Source organism: Bizionia argentinensis JUB59, from assembly GCF_000224335.1.
Classification (GTDB): Bacteria; Bacteroidota; Bacteroidia; order Flavobacteriales; family Flavobacteriaceae; genus Algorimicrobium; species Algorimicrobium argentinense.
This window is the reverse complement of the sequence record NZ_AFXZ01000002.1, coordinates 216,607-236,676: the sequence shown is the minus strand read 5'-3', so window position 1 is coordinate 236,676 and position 20,070 is coordinate 216,607. Positions and strand designations below refer to the sequence as shown.

The following is a 20,070-nucleotide window of genomic DNA, read 5'->3' as shown; positions in this document are numbered from 1 at the left end:
GCCATCTGGCAGTCCTTTAAATTTGACTAATTCATATATATATGAATTTAATATTTATTTGTCTGATCCCATTAAGGCAAAAAACTTGTTGATGTTTGGTAAAATGATGATGCGCGTGCGTCTGTTTTTAGAACGATTGTCTGCAGAATCATTATCCGCTACTGGTAAATAAAAACTTCTACCAGAAGCAATTAATTTTTCAGGAGCAACTTTATAGTCTTTTTGTAGTTTTCTAACAACCGACGTTGCACGTAAAACACTCAAGTCCCAATTATCTTTTACAGCACCTGTATTAATACTTCTAGCATCTGTATGGCCTTCTACCATAACTTCAATACTCGGCTCTGAATTAATAACATCAGCTAATTTTTGTAAAATATTATTAGCTTTACTATTAACTCTATAACTAGCGGTATTAAATAATAACTTATCTGAAATAGAAATCATAACCACCGTTTCATCAATGTTAATAGAAATATCATCGTCTTCACTAAAGCTACTTGAACCCATAGATTTACGTAAATTGTAACCAATGGCTAAATTCATGGAATCTTTTAAAGTTTCTGCTTTAGCTAAAGCTGAAGGATCAACACTTTTAAGCGTTTCATTCATCTTTTTTCTAGTATCATTAGAAATTAGCATATCATCACCAACGGCAACAAATTTAGCGTCATTATCTTCTGTTAGCTCATTAAGCTTGGTGTTATACGTGTCTATTCGCGCTTGAATTTCTGCGAATTTATTTTCTAAATCTTCTTTAGCAACACGCGTTTTCTGAAGTTCACTTGTTATTTGACCATTTTCTTGCTCAAGAGCAACATATTTCTTTTTAGAAACACATGACATGACTACGACACTTGTAAAAACAAGAATTGAAATTTTTTTAATCATAATTATAGTAAGTTTTAGTTTAGTATAGTTACGATGCACTATCGCTTATAGACGTTTCAATTGTTATTTTTACATAAATTTAACATAATTAGTCGGTGTTTAAACTTCCAATTTGGGTAGGTAATTCGAAGATTTCTAAATCAAAATAAGGAACAGCAGCTAAAGAATGATCAAAGATATCAGAGATTATATATTCGTAATTAACCCAGCGTTTATCACTACTAAAGGCATAAATTTCTAGAGGTATACCTTGTGCTGTTGGTGCTAATTGACGAACCATAATTGTCATGTCTTTGTTGATGGCTGAATGTTTTTCAATATAGGTTTGCAAATATTTACGAAATACACCAAGATTAGTCAAATTTCGACCATTTATAAGAGTGGTTTTATCAATATTATTGGACGTATTATAATTTGAAATATCTCTTTGTCTCTGTTCTAAATAACTACTGATAAGCTCAATGTTTTTCAGTTTTTCAATTTGATCATCCATTAAATAATGAATACTTGAAGATTTGATAAGAATAGCACGTTTAATGCGTCTTCCACCCGAAGCCGCCATACCACGCCAGTTTGTAAAGGAATCTGAATTTAATGCGTAAGTAGGAATATGTGTAATGGTTTTATCGAAATTCTGCACTTTAACAGTGGACAGGTTTATTTCAATAACATCACCATCTGCACCATATTTTGTCATGGTAATCCAGTCGCCAATGCGCACAGAATCGTTTATAGCCACTTGAATGCTAGCTACAAAACCCAATATAGTGTCTTTAAATATTAATAATAAAACAGCAGAAGCAGCTCCAAGAGTACCAAAGAATTTTCCGAAAGATAAATTAATAACAACGGCTAAAATTGATGCTATTCCAATAACCCATATAAAGAGCATACCAACTTGTATGTAGCTATCAATAGGTTTATCTTTTAATTTAGGAAGTGTTTTAAAATAGGATTCAAAAGTTTTTAGAACACTTCTTATGATCCAGATCAATAGTACAGTTCCGTAAACTTTAAGAAGAATAAAAACACCACTCTCAAAGCCTGGATAATCAACAAATACAAGTGGAAATAATTTTAGAGTAAAGACTAAAGGCACTATATGTGCTAAATTTTTTGGTGCTTTGTGTGAAACTAATAAATCGTCAAAATTTGTTTTAGATCTTGATGCAAATCGATTGAAAATATTCAATAATACTTTTCGTGATATAAAATCAGTAATAACTATAACGAAAAGCAAAGCCATTAACAAGCCAAGCATATTTATAAACTTTGCAAGCGATTCAGATAAACCCGCATCTAAACAGTAGTCATAAACAAAATATTGTAAATCTATCATTAAGACGGGTTCTGTTTCAAGTATTTATATTCTACATAAAATGTTCCAAAAGGTAGAATAGAAGCTAATAAAACTTTGGCTAGAGTGCCGTTGCTCCATTGCATTCTTTTACTTATTACAATTGCCAAAACAACATAAGCTATAAACAGAATCCCATGAGGCATTCCTAACATTTTAACATATTGAGCGTCTCCAGTAAATGCTTTTATGGGCGAGGCAATAAACAATAACAGGATGTAACTAATCCCTTCTAAAAATGCAATAAGGCGAAATAATTGTAACATAATTCAATTCTTAAATTAAGTGCAAAAATACAATTACTAAAAGGATCTTCTCTGCTTTTAACAATAAATTATCGGCCGTAATTATCGCTTAAAATGCAACTCACAAGTAGATTACCGATTATAATGATTAGCACATCGATTATAATAGTTACCCTTTTAGTTAAATAATACATTTAATAATAAATTGTCTTAAAATGATAAGATTTTGACATTAACAATTTCCTTTTTACAACTTTTACGCATTATATTTTTTTATTTTGTGGTGTTATTTAGCGGAATCATTTATTCTCAAAATACCACAACCATCTCTGATGATAATTTTGAAATTGCGTTAATAAATCAGGGAATTGACACCAATGGCCTGACTGGTGATATTTTAAATAGCGATGCAGAAATTGTTACGACCTTAAATATATACAATAAAAGCATTCATGATTTAACGGGTATTGAGGCTTTTTCAAATCTTAAAAACCTATATGTTTACAATAATAATATTTCTCATTTAGATTTATCTAAAAATATAGCATTGAGAATTCTAGATATTGAGAATAATAGTTTAGAAACATTGGATATTTCTCAAAATTTAGATTTAGTAGAGATTTATGTTAGTAATAATTTATTACATTCATTGAACGTCGAGCATTTGTTTGAGCTAGAGTTGTTATCATCTAACTTGAATAACCTTTCTACCTTAAATCTCACCCAGAACCTAGCATTAGAAGTTTTATGGTGTTATTCCAATAATTTAACAAGTTTAGATGTAAGTAACAATTACGTATTAGAAACTCTTTTTTTAGATGATAATCACTTAAGTGCGTTAAATATTTCAAATAATTTCGAGTTACAAACCTTATCTATATCTAACAATAATTTAAGTACTATTTCATTTAGCCATTGCGCTGATATTTCTTATATAAATGTTAGCAATAATGAACTCAATCAACTGGACTTAATTTTTAATCCAGATGTTAAACGCTTGATGTGTGATAATAATAATATTACTGAATTAGAATTATTTAACGCACCAGATTTATTTTTGCTAAACGCCTCTAATAACAAAATTGATCACATTGATGTGTCTATGAGCATTAACTTGAGGTATATATTATTGCAAAACAACAGCCTTCAGTCCATGGATATTCGGAATAACTCAAACGATAATGTGGCTAATTTTAACACGGAAGGGAATCTTAATTTAACTTGTATTTTTGTTGATAATGTAAATGCGTCCTTTTTATCCGATTGGAATATTGATGAAGAATCAAATTTCGTTTCAAATGAAGAAGATTGCTCAAGATTTTTGACTATTGATGCTATTACTGCAAGAGAAACTATTTCTTTGGAACTATACCCAAATCCAATACACGATTTTTTGAATATTAAAAATTTAAAGGCAAATGATATTGTAACTATTTTTAATGTGAATGCGCAATTGGTAAAACATCATGTTGCCAAGTCTGGTTTAAATACTTTGGATATTACATCCTTAAGTTCAGGTGCTTATTTCGTTAAAGTGGCTTCTTTGAATAAATCAGTTGTTCAGAGAATTATTGTTAATTAAATGCTTTGATTTAGTAGTTTTACTTTAAAGCTATAAGTAGGCATAATTTATATAATCTATTAAATAGTTTTGGTGTTTGTTGAGTTTGATTATATTTAAACTCTAAACTAAAACATGATGCAACCAAAAATTTATACCTTATTAGCTATTCTCCTTCTATGTATGTCTTGTGAAGATAAACCCAAAGACCAAGCGCAAATTTTAGAAAACGATTTTGCTATCGATTACGAAAAATTCACTTTAGATAATGGACTCGAAGTCATTTTGCACCAAGATACCAGTGATCCTATTGTTGCCGTAGCAACTATTATGCATGTTGGGTCCAATCGTGAAAAACCAGGAAAAACAGGATTCGCTCATTTCTTCGAGCATATGAGTTTTAACGATTCTGAAAATGTGCCTGTTGGCGCCAATAGAAAAATGATTCCAGAATGGGGTGGAAGCCGTAATGGAGGAACATCCAACGATTATACCGTATATTATGAGGTGGTTCCAAAAGATGCTTTCGAGAAAATTTTATGGATTGATTCAGACCGTTTTGGCTATATGATTAATACCGTAACAGAATCGGCTTTAGAGCGTGAAAAACAAGTGGTTAAAAACGAAAAACGTCAACGTGTAGATAACGCCGCGTATGGTTATACCGATGAAATTATTCGTTCTAATCTTTATCCTGAAGGACATCCATATAACTGGACGGTTATAGGATCATTACCAGATTTACAAGCTGCAACTATTGAAGATGTTAAGGAGTTTTACAATCAGTTCTATGGCGCAAGCAATGCCACATTAGTTATTGCTGGTGATATAGATTTTGATGAAACTAAATCTTTAGTAAAAAAATGGTTTGGAGAAATTCCTAGTGGCCCTAAAGTAGAAGCTTTACAACCACAACCAGTAACATTAACCGAAACAAAATCTTTATATTTTGAAGATAATTTTGCTAAACTTCCAGAATTACGCATGGTTTTTCCGTCCGTTGAAGAATACCATAAAGATTCGTATGCACTTCAAATATTAGGACAACTATTAAGTGGTAGTAAAAACGCACCATTATATCAAGTGGTTGTTGAAGAGCAAAAATTAGCGCCTAATATTGGAACTTACCAATCTAATAGTGAATTAACTGGTGAGTTTAAATTTCGAGTGCGAGCAAATGCACAAATCGATTTAGATTTGGTTAAGAAAGCTATCGATTCTGGATTAACACGTTTTGAAGAAAATGGCGTTAATGATCGCGATTTAAAGCGAATAAAAGCTGAATTAGAAACTGGCTTATATCAAGGAGTTAGTACAGTTTTAAGCAAGGCTTTCCAATTGGGACAGGATAATGAATTTGGTGGTGATCCGAGTTATATTACCAAAACTGCAAAACTGACAGAAGCGGTAACTGCCGATGATGTTATGCGTGTTTATAACCAATACATTAAGAATAAAAACTATGTTATGACGAGCGTTGTTCCAAAGGGTCAATTAGATTTAGCGGTTGAAAACGCAAAAGAGGCTACTGTTTGGATCGAAGAAGTTAAACAAAACGTAGCCAGTGAAGAAGTAGGGCAAGGTGAAGAAGCAGATTACGAAAAAACGGTTAGTAAATATGATAGAAGCGAACCTGCTTTTGGGGAGTTACCTAAATTTAAAATGCCAACAATATGGACCGGTAATTTAGAAAATGGATTAAGCATATATGGTATTGAAAATAACGAAACACCTTTAGTTCAGTTCGATATTACTATTCCTGGTGGACAATTATTGGATCCTACAAATAAAGCAGGCGTTGCCAACTTTTTAAGTGATTTAATGATGGAAGGTACCGCAAATAAAACACCTGCAGAATTAGAGGAAGCTATTGGTTTATTAGGTGCTAGTATTTATATGTATTCTACAAATGAAGATTTTCACATTTCAGGCTCATGTTTGGCTAAAAACTTTGAGGAAACCATAGCATTGGTTAAAGAAATCATTTTAGAACCTCGTTGGGATGAATCAGAATTTGCTAGACTTAAGCAAGGCTTGGAAACGGGTTTAAAGGACCGTGAATCCAACCCAAACGCTATTGCAAGCATTGCTTACAGCCGATTGTTATATGGGCAAAACCATCCTTTTGCCATTCCTGGAAGTGGTACACTGGAAACAGTTAAGGATATAAGTATGGCCGATTTAAAAGCGTATTACACGAATTTAGTTCCTAAAAACGCTAATTTCCATATAGCAGGTGCTATGTCTAAATCTCAAACTTTAGGCGTTCTAGAAAACTTAAATGCATGGAAAGGAGAAGCACCGCAACTTCCTGAATTTAAATTACCTTTAGAAGTTAAAAAGAATACCGTTTACTTTATTGATGTTCCTGATTCTAAACAATCAGTTTTTAACATTGGTAAATTGGCTTTATCAGCAAAAAATGAAGAGGCTGAAAATTTATATTTTGCCAACGAAATTTTAGGTGGTGGTTCTAGTGGTCGTTTATTCCAAACCTTACGTATTGAAAAAGGTTATACCTATGGTGCTTATTCTAGTATAGGAAATAGTCTAGAAGTTTCACCGTTTACCGTAAGTTCTAGTGTTCGTGCCAATGCAACCTTGAAATCTTTAGAGATTATTAAAGACATGGTAAGCAACTATGCTGATGACTTTACAGAAGAAGACGTAGCGTTAACCAAAAATAAATTATTAAAAGCAAGTACTCGTGCTTACGAAAGTTTGGGAGCCAAATTAGGTATCCTTCGTAACATTAGTAAATATGGCTATTCTAATGATTTTATAGAACAAAATCAAGCTGAATTAATAGCGATGACTTTAGAAGATTATAAAACCATCATCAATAGCTATTTACAGGAGCCAGATATGATTTATGTAATTGTTGGCGATAAAGCGTCACAATGGGGAGAAGTTAAGAAATTAGGCAAACCTGTAGTAGAATTGGATATTTTCGGTAATCCTATGTAAACCTAAAAGTAAAAAATCAATTAAATTTTAAATGCATAGTAGCTCGTTTGCTGCTGTGCATTTTCTATTTTTGCACAAACTGAAAGTAACATGTCTCATTTAAATATTCCCGAGTTTCATAAAACCCCAAAACGTTTAGCTGTTAAACTTAATTCTAATGGCGAACGATCTGTTTTACAAGGGCATCCTTGGATTTTTGAAAACAGTATAGAGAAAATAAATAAAGAAGGACACACGGGCGATGTTGTAGTTATTTTTAATAAACGTGATAATGCTTTTATTGGTGTTGGTTTGTTTGATGCCTCATCACCTATTCGTATTAAAATGTTACATCACGGTGAACCTAAAAATATAAATACCGATTTTTTTAAATCTAAAATTGAGGAAGCTTTTAAAAAGAGAGAATCTTTATTAAAAACAAAAACTACGGGTTATCGTTTAATATTTGGTGAAAACGATGGCTTTCCAGGGTTAATAGCTGATGTCTATGACCATGTTTTAGTTATCAAATTATATTCGGAAATTTGGTTACCATACCTCCATAATATCATTGAAATGCTTATTACTGTTTCTAAAGTAAAAACAGTTGTTATGCGGTTAAGTCGAAACTTACAACAACCCGATTTCGGTTTAACAGATGGTTCCGTAATTTATGGTACTTTAGATAATGAAGTCGTAAAATTTGTTGAACATGGCGTAAATTTTTCGGCTAATGTAATTAAAGGTCATAAAACAGGTTACTTTCTAGATCACAGACATAATAGAAAGCGCGTAGGAGAATTAAGCCAAGATAAAACTGTTTTAGATGTGTTTTCCTATGCAGGTGGTTTTTCAGTTCATGCATTGGCAAATCAAGCGAAAGAAGTAACGAGTTTAGACATTAGTAAACAAGCGTTAGAAATTGCTTTGGAAAATGGCAAACTGAATACCTATTCAGGTAAACATAACATTATTGCTGGCGATGCTTTTACTGAAATGGAACAACTCATCCAATCCGGTGAAACTTTTGATGTCGTCGTGATTGATCCACCGAGTTTTGCCAAGCAACAATCGGAAATAAGTTTAGCTAAAAAGAAATACGCGCAATTAGCACAACTAGGAGAGAGGCTAACAGCAAGAAATGGCATGTTAATCTTGGCTTCCTGTTCGTCTAGAATTGTTGCGGATACATTCTTCGATATCAACAAAGCTACCTTATCGCAATCCAAAAGAAAATTTAAATTGGTTTTAAAAACACAACATGATTCGGATCATCCCATAAGTTTTCCTGAAGGTGCTTATTTAAAGTGTGGTTATTATCAGTTGGATTAATCATGAAAATGCCAGGCTAAAATCCGTGAAATTTTCTGACCTTGTCCCATATCAATAATACGATGTGTAGCTTTAAGCTTATTTAATTGTTTGGTAAGTTTGGGCAGATTTTCTGCTTTAGAAACTAGTGTAGTAAACCAATTTACTTGATTTTCAAACTTTTTACTTTCCTTAATCATCCGTTTAATAAATAAAGCTTCCCCGCCATTGCACCATAATTCGTGAGCTTGGCCACCGAAATTTAAAGTCGATTTTGGTTCTAAATTCAAATTCTTCAATTTGCGCTGCGTACCTTTTAATGCATCTTTTTCCGAAGCATGAAAAGGTGGATTACATATTGTAAAATGATAGTGTTCATCTTCTTTAATAATACCTTCAAATATATGAGCTGGATTCTCTTGAAACCTAATATCAATAAAATCTTTTAGTTGCGGATTTAATTCAATTGTATTCTTTGCAATTTCAACAGATTCCGCGTTTATATCGGTACCAACCATATACCACTGGTAAATTTGCGCTCCTAAAATGGGGTAAATGGCATTGGCGCCAACACCAATATCCAAGCCTTTAATGGGAGTAGGGTCTGAATCTATTAAATCATGAATGTGATGAATGTAGTCGGCACGTCCTGGAATTGGAGGACATAAATAACCAACTGGCAATTGGTAATGGGCTAAACCATAATCTGATAGTAAAAGCGCTTTATTTAATTGAAATACAGCTTCAGCCTGCGCAAAATCTATCGTTTTTGTACCGTATTCATTCCTAAAAACAAAAGTCTTTAAATCTGGATTCGAAATAATTAATCTATCAAAATTATAGGATTTGTTATGGATATTATTGGGATGCATGCATTTTTGCTTAAAATTCTTCAAGAACAAATATAAACTTAATGAACCACTTACCACTTTAGCCTACATATTATATAAATATGCCTAAAATAAATCTACCTTTGCCGCTCAATAATAATTGTTATGAAATCATTTTCCGATTTAGGCCTACGTAAAGAATATATTAAAGCCTTAAAAGAACTCAACATTGTAAATCCTACTGAAATTCAGGCGCAAACGCTACCTATTTTACTGAAAACTGAAACCGATTTAATTGGTTTAGCACAAACAGGAACAGGTAAAACTGCGGCTTACGGCTTACCTATTTTACATCATATAGATCCATCCAAACCTGAAATTCAAGCCCTAATTTTGGCGCCTACGCGTGAGTTAGTGCAGCAAATACAGAAGCAGCTTTTTAGATTCACCAAGTATTGCGATGCTAAAATATTTGCAGAAGGTGTATATGGAGGCGAAAAAATAGATAAACAAATTAAAGCTTTGCAACGTACAACACATATTGTTGTTGCAACGCCTGGACGCTTGTTAGATTTGATTGAACGCGGTGATATTGATATAAAAAACATAAATACTTTAGTGCTCGATGAAGCTGATGAAATGTTAAGCATGGGTTTTAAACAAGATTTAAATCGCATTTTAAAATATACATCTGGTAAACGATTTACGTGGTTATTTTCGGCGACTATGCCAGAGGAAATTCAGAAAATCGTAAAAACATATATGTCACCTAAAGCTGTTCATATTGAAGTAAATAAAAATGCATTAGTTAATGCCAACATTACTCATCAATATATTACGACAGCTATAAAAAATAAAGTTTCCGTATTAGAGAAATTACTGGAAGGCTTTAAAAAACAACGTGGTATTATTTTTTGTAGAACCAAAGCTGGTACCAAAAATTTAGCAGAAGCTTTATTGAATGAAGGTTTTTCAGTTGGTGCTTTAGAAGGTGATATGCAACAAAAGGAGCGTGATAAGGTTATGCGTGCTTTTAAAAATGAATCGGTGCAAATATTAGTTTCTACCGATGTTTCTGCGCGTGGAATTGATGTTAGTGGATTAGCATTTGTTATTCATCATCAGTTGCCAGAGCATATGGAGTACTATACACATCGTAGTGGAAGAACAGCCAGAGCTGGTAAAGCAGGTCGTTCTATTGCATTAATTTTAGATAACGAACGTCAAAGAATTCAAGATATAGAGAAAGCTTTAGGCATACAATTCACAGAATTTCATGTGTAGTTTTTAAAAAGGAAATAAAACCTTATCTTTGCACCCATTGGAGTATAACCTAAAAATAGATTTTAGGCTAGTAATACGATCATTGTTCTTTAAATACATGTAAATATTATTTTATTTCTTCAATTTAACTCTTAAAAATTACTACAAAATAAAAAATGGCAAAATCGCAACAGACATTTAATAAAAGTGAAAAGGAAAAAAAACGCCTAAAAAAACGTGAAGAAAAGCGTAAGAAAATGGAAGCCAGAAAAATGGATAAAGAAGAAGGTGGAAGTGATGGTATCCAATTTGCTTATGTCGATTTTAATGGAAACTTAACAGATACGCCTCCAGATCCTTCTATGCGTGTTAAAGTAGATGCAGAAAGCATTGAAGTAAGTATTCCGAAACGTGATGATAGCGAGATTGAAGAATTCGATCCAGTAAGAAAAGGTAAAGTTTCTTTCTACGATAACTCCAAAGGTTTTGGATTTATAATCGATTCAGAAACTCAAGAAAAACATTTCTGTCACGTTAGTGGATTAATTGACGAGATCGCGGAAAACGACACCGTGTCTTTTGAACTAGAAAAAGGAATGAAAGGCTTAAATGCTGTAAAAGTAACAGTTATTTAATCAGATATTTTTCTCTTTTGATGGTTTAACTTATTTTTGAATCTATTCTTAATTATTTTCCAAAACAAGTTATGCCATTTAAAGCGATTTCTTCTTTTTTGATTATTGTGTTTCAGGTTTTTGCTGTTAATTCATTAATAGCACAAACCGACACCATATCTTCGAAAAAAATACAAGCTGATTACACCAAAAAAGGCTTTGAATTTAGTACACCGGATAGAAAATATGTTTTTCATATAGAATCGCGTTTTCAATTTCGATTTTCTACACCCAACAACCAGAATCCGATTACGTTTGACGATTTTAGTACCGATAATAAAACCGGTTTTAATATTAATAGAGCGCGTTTAAAAATTGGTGGAAATGCTTACCAAACTTGGCTAAAGTATAATGTACAATACGATTTAGCAAAAGGTAGATTATTGGATTTCCGTGTTATGATTGAACGATGGGAATTTTTTAAGATTCAAATCGGTCAGTTTAAAACACATTTTGGTCGCGAACGTTATATTTCTTCTGGAAAGCAGCAAATGATGGATCGTTCCATTATTAATAGACCGTTTACCTTGGATATGCAACAAGGAATTGAATTCTACGGAAGAGTATTTCCTGAAACTTTGGCTGATTTAACTTACCATATGGCTGTACTCACTGGTACAGGACTGGGCGCAAGCACAAATGACGATAATCATTTAATGTATATTGGTCGTTTGCAATGGAATATGTTTGGACGCGAATTAAAAATGAGCGGATCAGATATAGATTTTCATGAAAAACCTACAGGTTTACTGGCTTTTGCCGCATCGACTAATAGAGGTTCTTATACAAGATTTTCATCTTCAGGTGGCGGTCAATTAGAAGGATTCGACAACACAGAATCAAGCCAATTTCGTACAAATCAAGCTCTTTTTGAAACTGCTTTTAAATATCGTGGATTCTCTTGGCAGCAGGAAGCGCATTTTAAAGAAATTAACGATTATGTTAGTAATAGCGCAACCACTATGACAGGTTTTTATTTGCAGGCTGGTTACTTTTTATCTAATATTATAGATTTCGTACCAAAACCTTTAGAGGTAGCAGGTGTTTTTGCCAATTACAATCCCGATGTGAATATTAAAAATAATCTACAAAAAGAGTATGGTTTAGCTTTTAATTGGTTTTTTCCGGAACACCGAAATAAGTTAACTATGGAATTCACCCGTTTTTCTTATGATTATATGGATAATTCAGGTCAAAATGAATGGCGCTTTCGACTTCAATGGGATATTTCATTTTAATACCCATAATTTTAATAAAATTTATATTTAGCAGTACATGGATTCTTTAACACAAATAGTTTTAGGTGCTGCCGTTGGGGAAGCAGTTTTAGGGAAAAAAGTTGGTAATAAAGCTATGTTATATGGCGCTATAGCTGGAACTATTCCAGATTTAGATATTTTTGCTTCCTTTTTTACAGATACGGTTACGGCTTTAGAAATTCATAGAGGTTTTACACATTCTATCGTGTTTTCGGTTATTTTTGCCTTTGTTTTTGGATGGCTTGTTTCACGCTATGAAACCTATAAAGAATTTAAAGGTTGGGCTTGGCTATTTTTTTGGGCATTTGTAACGCATCCAATTCTTGATGCTCATACTACTTGGGGGACACAGTTATTTTGGCCTTTGGACTTACGATTAGCCTTTAAAACCATATTTGTTATAGATCCGCTTTATACCGTACCATTTCTTGTGTTTTTGTTATTGGCTATGTTTCAAAAACGAACGTCTAAAAAGCGACAATTGTACAACCGCATGGGATTAATTTTAAGTACGAGTTATTTAGCCTGCACCATTCTTTTAAAATGGTTAGCGTTTAATCAATTTGAAAAAGCGCTGGAAAGTCAGAATATTTCATATAATAAATTAGATACACGACCATCGCCATTAAATACTATTTTATGGAATGCAAACGTAGAAACCGATGATGCTTTTCTATTAGGAAGCTATTCCTTTTTTGATACACAACCAATTACTTTTGAAACGTACCAAAAAAATCATGATGTAATTGATAAATATCGTAGTCTGGATAAAATGCAGCGTATGATTTATATATCACAGGGATGGTTTACTATAACAGAAAAAGATGACCAAATTTATTTTAATGATTTACGCTTTGGTTTGTTGAATACGGAACCAAATTCAGAAAATTTTGTTTTTAAGTATGAAATTCAAGAAAAACCGAATACAAAGGAAATTTACTTTATAGAAAGTCCCAAAGGTAGTCGCGATGCCAAAAAACTTATGTCAGATCTTTGGGTACGCGTGAAAGGAAATTAATTTATAGTCTAAATAATATGAGTTGATTACCGCTGTAGTTATTTTGCAAAATAGCCTCCTATTCCTTAATATTATTCTAAATCATTTTTAAACACTTAATACGAGATCAATAATTTTTTCTAATTTAATAGATTATGATGGTTTTTAAAGCATTTTGATAGTTATTTATAAATCTGCGTAATCGTGTCTCTCTAATTTTTATTGATTTAATCTAAAACAAAAGTAATTTTTGTTAGAACTTTAATTTTCACATAATTGTTTCACTTCATCTAAAATACGCTGTATCCTAACTTCTGAAATTCCAATATTTTTCATTTTTTCTTTTGCATTTATAAGTTCTTTAACCAAAATAACGTTTTTATCTATAAGCTGATGCTTTTCTTTTTTATTTAAAGTTGTTAATGTGGTCACAGGATACAAAGCCAAGGTATCAATATTTGCTTTTAACCCATTATTTTTGGGGTAATCCCAACTTAATAAAGTTAAGCCAACACATTTACCATAATTTAGTGCATCTTCCGTAAATCTAGTGTTAGTTACTAACCAACCTTGTTTTAAATGTGTTTTATTTTTTGAATTTGAGTTCCATTCTTTTTGAATATCTAAAAATCTCGAATTAATATATAAAGGTATTTTAACGTTACTTGCAGCTCTCTTATCTGAATGAAATTTACATTCAATAGCATATACATTTTTATCTTTTTCTGCCAAGACATCAATTTCATGCGTTACGCATTCACCATTTAAAATAACACTTACTTTTGTTTTAAATCCTTTTTCATTTAATAGAGCGCCAACCAATCTCTCAAATGGATAACCTGTAGGACCCAAATCAAAAATAGCGCGCTTTAAACTGTATCTTGATGCTGCAATGCGATTATGCTTTTTAAGTAGGGCATAAGCTTTTTTATAAATTTCATTAGATGAAATACCATCATAAACCTCCAATTTTAATTTAGTAATGATAGTAGCAATATCGTTTTCATTTGCACCAGAATTACGAAGAGAATTTGTTAATTTTTCAAATGAAAATAGCTCAACTTCATCATTACTTTTTTTAATAAATAACTGTTGATTGTTCATAGTCATATTTTTTAGAATTTTAAAATTTCTGTCATGATACCAAATCGAATAACAGATATTTGGTGTTCAAAATAAATATTGTAGTAATCCATACCATGATAAAACTGAATAAATAACCCAATATCTTCAAGGAACTTGGGATGGTAATAAAAGGTTAGAGCTGCCGTAAACCTATCAAAATCAAATAAATTAAGATTGTTATAAGTATCTAACATGATTGTTGTTTCTACCTTTAAAGAAAAATTAGCTCTATCAGTATTATTAGAGTTGTTAAGTGGAAATTTAAACGAGCTAAAGTCGTTGTGCCACCTTAAACCACTATATGAGCCTTGTAACTCATCTACCATCCAAGATTTAGGATGCATTTCAAAAGAACTTTTCCATGTCTTTATAGCTTTCAGACGCTGGCTGTAGTTTGTTTTTAATATTCCTAATTCTAAAAAATTTGTTGAAAAATTACCTGTTTTTAAGTTTATCGTGCCATCACTATTATAAAAATTTTCATCTTGGCCGTTGGAATGGTGAGCCAATTTTCCAAATAAAACGGTGTAATCAAGCATTTCCCTTTTATTTAAAAGGTAAAACACAGAAATTTGAGGTATATAACTAGGTGTTCTAACAGGATACGAGTCCTCGTTATACATTCTAATAATAATTTGGGCCGTTAATAAGGCCATAAGCCTAGAATCCTTTCGTTTTCTTATTACAAAAGAGGGACTTACGTTAGCTTCAAACAATAAGGGTTCTATATTTCCAATAACTGTTGGGAACGTTATATAACTATCGGTTTGGTTGATTAGAGCTATCTTGTACAAATCAAGACGTGGCAATGTATCAACATCTTTTTGCGAAAAAACAAAATATGATGAACACAAATACAGTAACAAGGTGCAAGTTTTCATTTTCATTGCGTACATTTTCAATATGTTTTTTTGGTACTTTCCAGCCTTTAATCTTTGTCTTTAGAACCACTTATTATTCTTGAAATAATTCCTTTTTGATTTGTGAATTCTGCTATTAATATACCTGCCAAATGGATTACTATAAATGCTATCAAGTAGTAAATACCAAGCACGTGGATTTCTTCCATTGATTTTTTAAATTCTTTTGGTCCTAATACTATAATTAATCCAGTTATAAGTGAAACAATAACACATAGATAAAAAATGATATAAATCCATTTCTGAAATTTCATTTTTGTGGATAGCGTTTTACCAAATGGACTTTGAAACTTCATGTGTCCAAATGCCGGGAGTATAAAACGAATACTAAATAATCCTACCAATACATAGCCCATGTAAATATGCCAATCCCACATAGGTTGTCTTATCTTTTTAGCTAAAGTAATAAGTTGATTTTCAGATAAATTCTGCCCAGTAGTACTCAAATAATCCTGAATAATAGCTGCCACATTATACTTATTCATCCACGTTAATCGCAGAAAAATCGTAATTAGCAATAGCATAAATGAAATAGCTATAGCCCAATGAATAATTCGATATACTTTAGAATACGTTGTATTTTTCATAATATTTGTTTTTTATTCTGATGAATAACTTTGGTTTTATTTATAGATTACTTTTACTATCACAGTTGTGTTTTTACTCAAATTAAAGCTTGCTTTTTTAAAATTTGGTCGGTTGCTTAATCCGAAATCATCATAATTTGAAAATCCAACACCTTCATCTGGTAATGGTACCATAAATTTTGTGTCTATTTTTCCATTTTTATTTTCATCATGTAAAACGGTTACAGTGTATAATCCTTTCGGTAAATTATTAAAAGTTATTTCAGATTTATTATTAACAATAAGCGCATTTTCCTTTTTAAAATAGTTTTTAAATTTTTGATCTGGAATAGAACCGTCTTTATTATATATAGCAAATACTATTGTGCCGTCAGAGTTTTCTAAACCATTAGTTTTTATGGTTAATGAATACGTTTCTGTTTTAATATTGCTTATTAATGTGCTAAACACCAGCAAACTTAATATGAGTGTTTTCTCCATAATGATTTATTAAATTTAATTAAAGCTACAAGCGAAAACGTTAATGTGATTGACATTCTAAAAATCATAGCTCCAATGGTTTTTTCTTCGTGAATTCCACCATTATTAATATGTATTAGCAATGCAGCAAAAGCAATAATTAGTATTATCAAAGCTATTATTAATACCCAAAAAGTCCACTTTGCTCTTTTTATAAATCCATAAGCCGCAAACAGGTATAAAATGCTACAAATAAAATTTGCCCAAACTATAAGCAGAACATAGTTTCCTTCTTTGGCTCTAACACCAAACCAATTAAAAATTACAGAGCTGCTTAAAAATAGAGTAAGCAATGCAAAGAGACCTAAAATAATAGCACTTCCGGTATTGATAATCTTTGTAGCTTTCATTTGATATTTATTTGTTAATTGATTCGCCAAGCCACCATTTTGGTTTGTCGTGTTTTTTAATAAGTCCGAATTTTTTAATGGAATGTGTTTCAATATGCCTAATTAACTCTTCCACAGAATCCGTTACAAATAGTAGTTTCATATCTTCTGGACTAATACTTTCATTTTCTGCCATTACTTCAATATGTTGAATTAATTCCTTATGATATTTTGAATCAAAAATAACAACTGGAAAATCATGAATTATTTTAGTTTGAATAAGTGTTAATGCTTCAAATAACTCATCTAAAGTTCCGATACCGCCAGGCATGACCACAAAAGCATAGGAATATTTTACTAGAATAACTTTGCGTAAAAAGAAATATGGAATATTAATCCATTTGTGTAAATACGGATTTGGCTTTTGCTCAAAAGGCAGAATAATATTACACCCAACCGAGTATCCACCAGCTTCAAAAGCACCTTTATTCGCAGCTTCCATAATGCCTGGACCACCTCCAGTCATTACTGTAAATCCTGTTTTTGCTAAAGCAGAGCCAATTTTTTCTGCATTTTCATAATGTTCAGAATCTGGTGTAAATCTTGCGGAGCCAAAAACCGTTACGCATGGTCCAATAAAATGCATTTTACGAAAGGCATTTATAAAATTGAAAAATACATTAAAAGCAAAACTCAATTCTTTAAAACGCGATAAAGGACCTTTGACAAATAGAGATTCGCCTGTAGATAATTTATTCTTGTTTTGTGTTTTCATGAGCAAACTATTTAAGTTGTTTTCTTATAACTCCATACAGCCAAACCATTCATAATAATAGCATAAATAAGCGTTTTTATGAGTTGTGGTAGAATATCCATAAATCCGGAACCCTTAAGCATAACCATACGCATGACTTCCACAAAGTATTTTATAGGATTGAATTCGGTAATGTTTTGAGCCCATTTTGGCATGCTTTCAATAGGTGTGAATAAACCACTCATTAAAATAAAAATCACGACAAAGAACCATGCTATAAACATGGCTTGTTGTTGCGTATCCGTGAAATTAGAAATGAATAAGCCCATACCAAGAATAACAAGAATAAATATAGATGTGTAACTATACATCAATATTACACTTCCTACCATAGGAACATCAAAAATTAGCCTTGCTAATATTAAGCCAATGGTTAATAAACCCATCCCAATAGCCCAAAATGGGAATAGTTTTCCAATAATAAACTGACTTTTCTTGATTGGCGTGACATTAATCTGCTCCAGAGTTCCAATTTCCTTTTCTCTTACTATGTTCATTCCTGAAAGAAATAACGTAATCATGGTTACCAAAAGCACCAAAATGCCTGGCACCATAAATGTTTTATAATTTAAAGTTTCGTTATACCAAAAAAGCGGAATAGTTTCAATATTAACAGGACGGATTTGCATGTCTGAAAACTGCATCAAATCTGTTTGAATATTCTTGTTATAACTCTGGATTATTTGCGAAATATAAACGTTTGTAACACCTGCGGCAGCACCATCAATGGCGTTTATTGTGATGCCTAACTTTGCTTTTTTTTCTTTTTGTAAATCGCGCTCAAAATGTGCGGGAATGTTTAAAACCACATCTACCTCGCCTTTAAGCATGGCTGAACTGGCCAGAACTTCAGAAGGAAAATCAGTTAAAACATTAAAATAAGTTGATGCTTGAAATTTTTCAATTAAAGCTCTGGATGACATACTGTGATTAGAATCAATATAGGAGAATTTGATGTTTTTGACTTCAAAAGTGGCTGCATTGGAAAGAATTACCAGTTGGAGTAGTGGTAAAACAAATATAATAGGTAGCATACCTTTATTTCTAAAGATTTGCTTGAATTCTTTCTGTATGATAAATAGTATTGTTCTCATAATTTTAAAAGAATAAGGAGAATAAAACAAAGAATATAGATTCTTGTAATAGTCTTTTCTCATTCATCTGTTTTCTGTTTCTATTCTAATCTAATTTTATACATTTTCACACTTAATCCAATAAAAAACACGGTCATTCCGATTAAAATCAATGTCTCTTTCCAAATAAATGCTAAACCAACGCCCTTCAGCATAATGCCTTTTAGAATGATGATAAACCATTTAGCGGGAATAGTATTACTAATAATTTGAAGCGGTAATGGCATGCTAGATATAGGGAAAATAAAACCAGATAATAGAATTACAGGTAGCATAAGTCCCATTAAAGAAATCATCATCGCCGTTTGCTGTGTTTTAGATATGGTTGAAATTAAAATTCCCAATGCTAATGCAGAAATAATAAACAATATACTTTCTAATCCTAATAGGAACAAACTGCCTTGAACTGGCATTTTGAAGATAAAAATGCTCAATAGAACAATGACTGCAGCATTTATTATTGAAAGAAATATGTATGGAAAAACCTTTCCTACAATAACTTGAAAGGGTTTTATAGGCGAGACCAATAAAATTTCCATGGTTCCAAGTTCTTTTTCTCTTGTAATGGAAATAGAAGTCATCATGGCGGAAACGAGCATTAAAATAATAGTCATAACGCCAGGCACAAACATATAAACACTTTTTAGTTCTGGGTTGTATGCCATTCGTGGCTCGGGAATAATTATATATTTAATTTCTATGCCTTTATTTTGATCTTGTTGGTATTTCTGTAGAATAGAGTTTACGAAATTACTAATGGTGTTGGCCGTATTCGGGTCGGTGGCATCTGTAATTATTTGAATTGTTGCCTGATTTTCTTTAATAAGATTTTTACTAAAATCGTTTTCAAAATTTAAAACAGCTTTTACTTTTCCTTTTCTAAAAACAGACTCCAATTCATTTTCCTGCTGAATAATCTGTTTTATATTGAAATATTTGGAGGCTGATATTTTATTGATAATTTCTTGAGTAGTGGCATCTTTTGAATTATCTAGAATAGCTATATCTACATTGTTGATTTCATTGGTAATAGCAAAACCAAAAAGCAGAATTTGGACAATAGGCATTCCGAAAAGTATAAACAAGGAGCGTCTATCTCTGAAAATATGGTAAAACTCTTTTGTAACGAATCCTATAAATCTTTTCATGCCTTCATTCCTGCGAAACCAGGAATCTATTTTTAATTAGTACTATTTTTTCTCCAATAGATTTCAATAGTTATCACAGGTTTATTTATTGTTACGCCGAGTTGCACAGAGAAATCACAGAGATCCACAGCGTTTTAAAACTGTTCTTGCGACAACAAACT

The 20,070-nt window shown here is 31.9% G+C and carries 19 protein-coding genes; 7 read left to right on the top strand and 12 right to left on the bottom strand.

Annotated features, from left to right (window positions below):
• Positions 1-54: 54 nt before the first annotated feature.
• The 3 genes from BZARG_RS01215 to BZARG_RS01205 all read right to left on the bottom strand — a co-directional run bounded on the left by BZARG_RS01215 (position 55) and on the right by BZARG_RS01205 (position 2,514).
• Entirely contained in the window at positions 55-888 is an 834-nt protein-coding gene (locus tag BZARG_RS01215) for an OmpA/MotB family protein (protein WP_040287902.1), read from the bottom strand.
• 91 nt (positions 889-979) lie between these two features.
• Positions 980-2,230, bottom strand: coding sequence for a mechanosensitive ion channel family protein (locus BZARG_RS01210; protein WP_008634787.1), 1,251 nt, complete (start codon positions 2,228-2,230; stop codon positions 980-982).
• Positions 2,230-2,514 (bottom strand): DUF3817 domain-containing protein, encoded by a 285-nt coding sequence (locus tag BZARG_RS01205; protein ID WP_008634655.1) that lies wholly within the window; start codon positions 2,512-2,514, stop codon positions 2,230-2,232. Before BZARG_RS01205 ends, BZARG_RS01210 begins: the two co-directional genes overlap by 1 nt.
• A 205-nt stretch (positions 2,515-2,719) precedes the next feature.
• On the opposite strand from BZARG_RS01205, the gene BZARG_RS01200 reads away from it, so the two are divergent.
• From BZARG_RS01200 to BZARG_RS01190, 3 genes are all read left to right on the top strand, one after another.
• Positions 2,720-4,075 (top strand): T9SS type A sorting domain-containing protein, encoded by a 1,356-nt coding sequence (locus BZARG_RS01200; protein ID WP_008634781.1) that lies wholly within the window; start codon positions 2,720-2,722, stop codon positions 4,073-4,075.
• A 114-nt stretch (positions 4,076-4,189) separates the two neighbouring features.
• On the top strand, positions 4,190-7,021 hold the full coding sequence (locus tag BZARG_RS01195) for a M16 family metallopeptidase (protein ID WP_040287874.1): 2,832 nt from the start codon (positions 4,190-4,192) through the stop codon (positions 7,019-7,021).
• A gap of 90 nt (positions 7,022-7,111) precedes the next feature.
• Positions 7,112-8,332: a class I SAM-dependent rRNA methyltransferase gene (locus BZARG_RS01190; RefSeq protein WP_008634544.1), complete on the top strand. Its 1,221-nt coding sequence runs from the start codon at positions 7,112-7,114 to the stop codon at positions 8,330-8,332.
• On the opposite strand, the gene rlmF is transcribed toward BZARG_RS01190, so the two are convergent.
• Positions 8,329-9,183 carry a 23S rRNA (adenine(1618)-N(6))-methyltransferase RlmF gene (rlmF, locus tag BZARG_RS01185; protein ID WP_008634752.1) on the bottom strand — a complete coding sequence of 285 codons (855 nt, stop codon included), beginning with the start codon at positions 9,181-9,183 and terminating at the stop codon, positions 8,329-8,331. The genes BZARG_RS01190 and rlmF overlap by 4 nt on opposite strands.
• 123 nt (positions 9,184-9,306) lie before the next feature.
• Between rlmF and BZARG_RS01180 the strand changes: the two genes are divergently transcribed.
• The 4 genes from BZARG_RS01180 (at position 9,307) to BZARG_RS01165 (ending at position 13,355) form a co-directional block, all read left to right on the top strand.
• Positions 9,307-10,425: a DEAD/DEAH box helicase gene (locus BZARG_RS01180; RefSeq protein ID WP_008634780.1), complete on the top strand. Its 1,119-nt coding sequence runs from the start codon at positions 9,307-9,309 to the stop codon at positions 10,423-10,425.
• Between the two features lie 155 nt (positions 10,426-10,580).
• Positions 10,581-11,039, top strand: a complete 459-nt coding sequence (locus tag BZARG_RS01175; protein ID WP_008634691.1) for a cold-shock protein — start codon at positions 10,581-10,583, stop codon at positions 11,037-11,039.
• 71 nt (positions 11,040-11,110) lie between these two features.
• Positions 11,111-12,316: a porin gene (locus BZARG_RS01170; protein ID WP_008634281.1), complete on the top strand. Its 1,206-nt coding sequence runs from the start codon at positions 11,111-11,113 to the stop codon at positions 12,314-12,316.
• 37 nt (positions 12,317-12,353) lie between these two features.
• Positions 12,354-13,355, top strand: coding sequence for a metal-dependent hydrolase (locus BZARG_RS01165; protein WP_008634356.1), 1,002 nt, complete (start codon positions 12,354-12,356; stop codon positions 13,353-13,355).
• Between the two features lie 240 nt (positions 13,356-13,595).
• On the opposite strand, the gene BZARG_RS01160 is transcribed toward BZARG_RS01165, so the two are convergent.
• The 8 genes from BZARG_RS01160 to BZARG_RS01125 form a co-directional block, all read right to left on the bottom strand.
• A complete protein-coding gene (locus tag BZARG_RS01160) occupies positions 13,596-14,438 on the bottom strand; it encodes a restriction endonuclease (RefSeq protein WP_008634173.1) in 843 nt (280 codons plus the stop codon).
• A gap of 11 nt (positions 14,439-14,449) precedes the next feature.
• Positions 14,450-15,346, bottom strand: coding sequence for a hypothetical protein (locus BZARG_RS01155; protein ID WP_237702554.1), 897 nt, complete (start codon positions 15,344-15,346; stop codon positions 14,450-14,452).
• 41 nt (positions 15,347-15,387) lie between these two features.
• Positions 15,388-15,966, bottom strand: a complete 579-nt coding sequence (locus tag BZARG_RS01150) for a cytochrome b/b6 domain-containing protein (RefSeq protein ID WP_008634413.1) — start codon at positions 15,964-15,966, stop codon at positions 15,388-15,390.
• 36 nt (positions 15,967-16,002) lie between these two features.
• Positions 16,003-16,446 (bottom strand): DUF2141 domain-containing protein, encoded by a 444-nt coding sequence (locus tag BZARG_RS01145; protein ID WP_008634652.1) that lies wholly within the window; start codon positions 16,444-16,446, stop codon positions 16,003-16,005.
• Positions 16,425-16,865: a hypothetical protein gene (locus BZARG_RS01140; RefSeq protein ID WP_237702552.1), complete on the bottom strand. Its 441-nt coding sequence runs from the start codon at positions 16,863-16,865 to the stop codon at positions 16,425-16,427. Before BZARG_RS01140 ends, BZARG_RS01145 begins: the two co-directional genes overlap by 22 nt.
• Complete coding sequence (locus tag BZARG_RS01135) at positions 16,843-17,589, bottom strand: LOG family protein (RefSeq protein ID WP_008634258.1); 747 nt, start codon at positions 17,587-17,589, stop codon at positions 16,843-16,845. The genes BZARG_RS01140 and BZARG_RS01135 overlap by 23 nt, the downstream gene beginning before the upstream one ends.
• A gap of 11 nt (positions 17,590-17,600) precedes the next feature.
• Positions 17,601-18,722 (bottom strand): ABC transporter permease, encoded by a 1,122-nt coding sequence (locus BZARG_RS01130; RefSeq protein WP_040287873.1) that lies wholly within the window; start codon positions 18,720-18,722, stop codon positions 17,601-17,603.
• A gap of 80 nt (positions 18,723-18,802) precedes the next feature.
• Positions 18,803-19,909, bottom strand: a complete 1,107-nt coding sequence (locus tag BZARG_RS01125) for an ABC transporter permease (protein WP_008634644.1) — start codon at positions 19,907-19,909, stop codon at positions 18,803-18,805.
• Between the last annotated feature and the right edge of the window lie 161 nt (positions 19,910-20,070).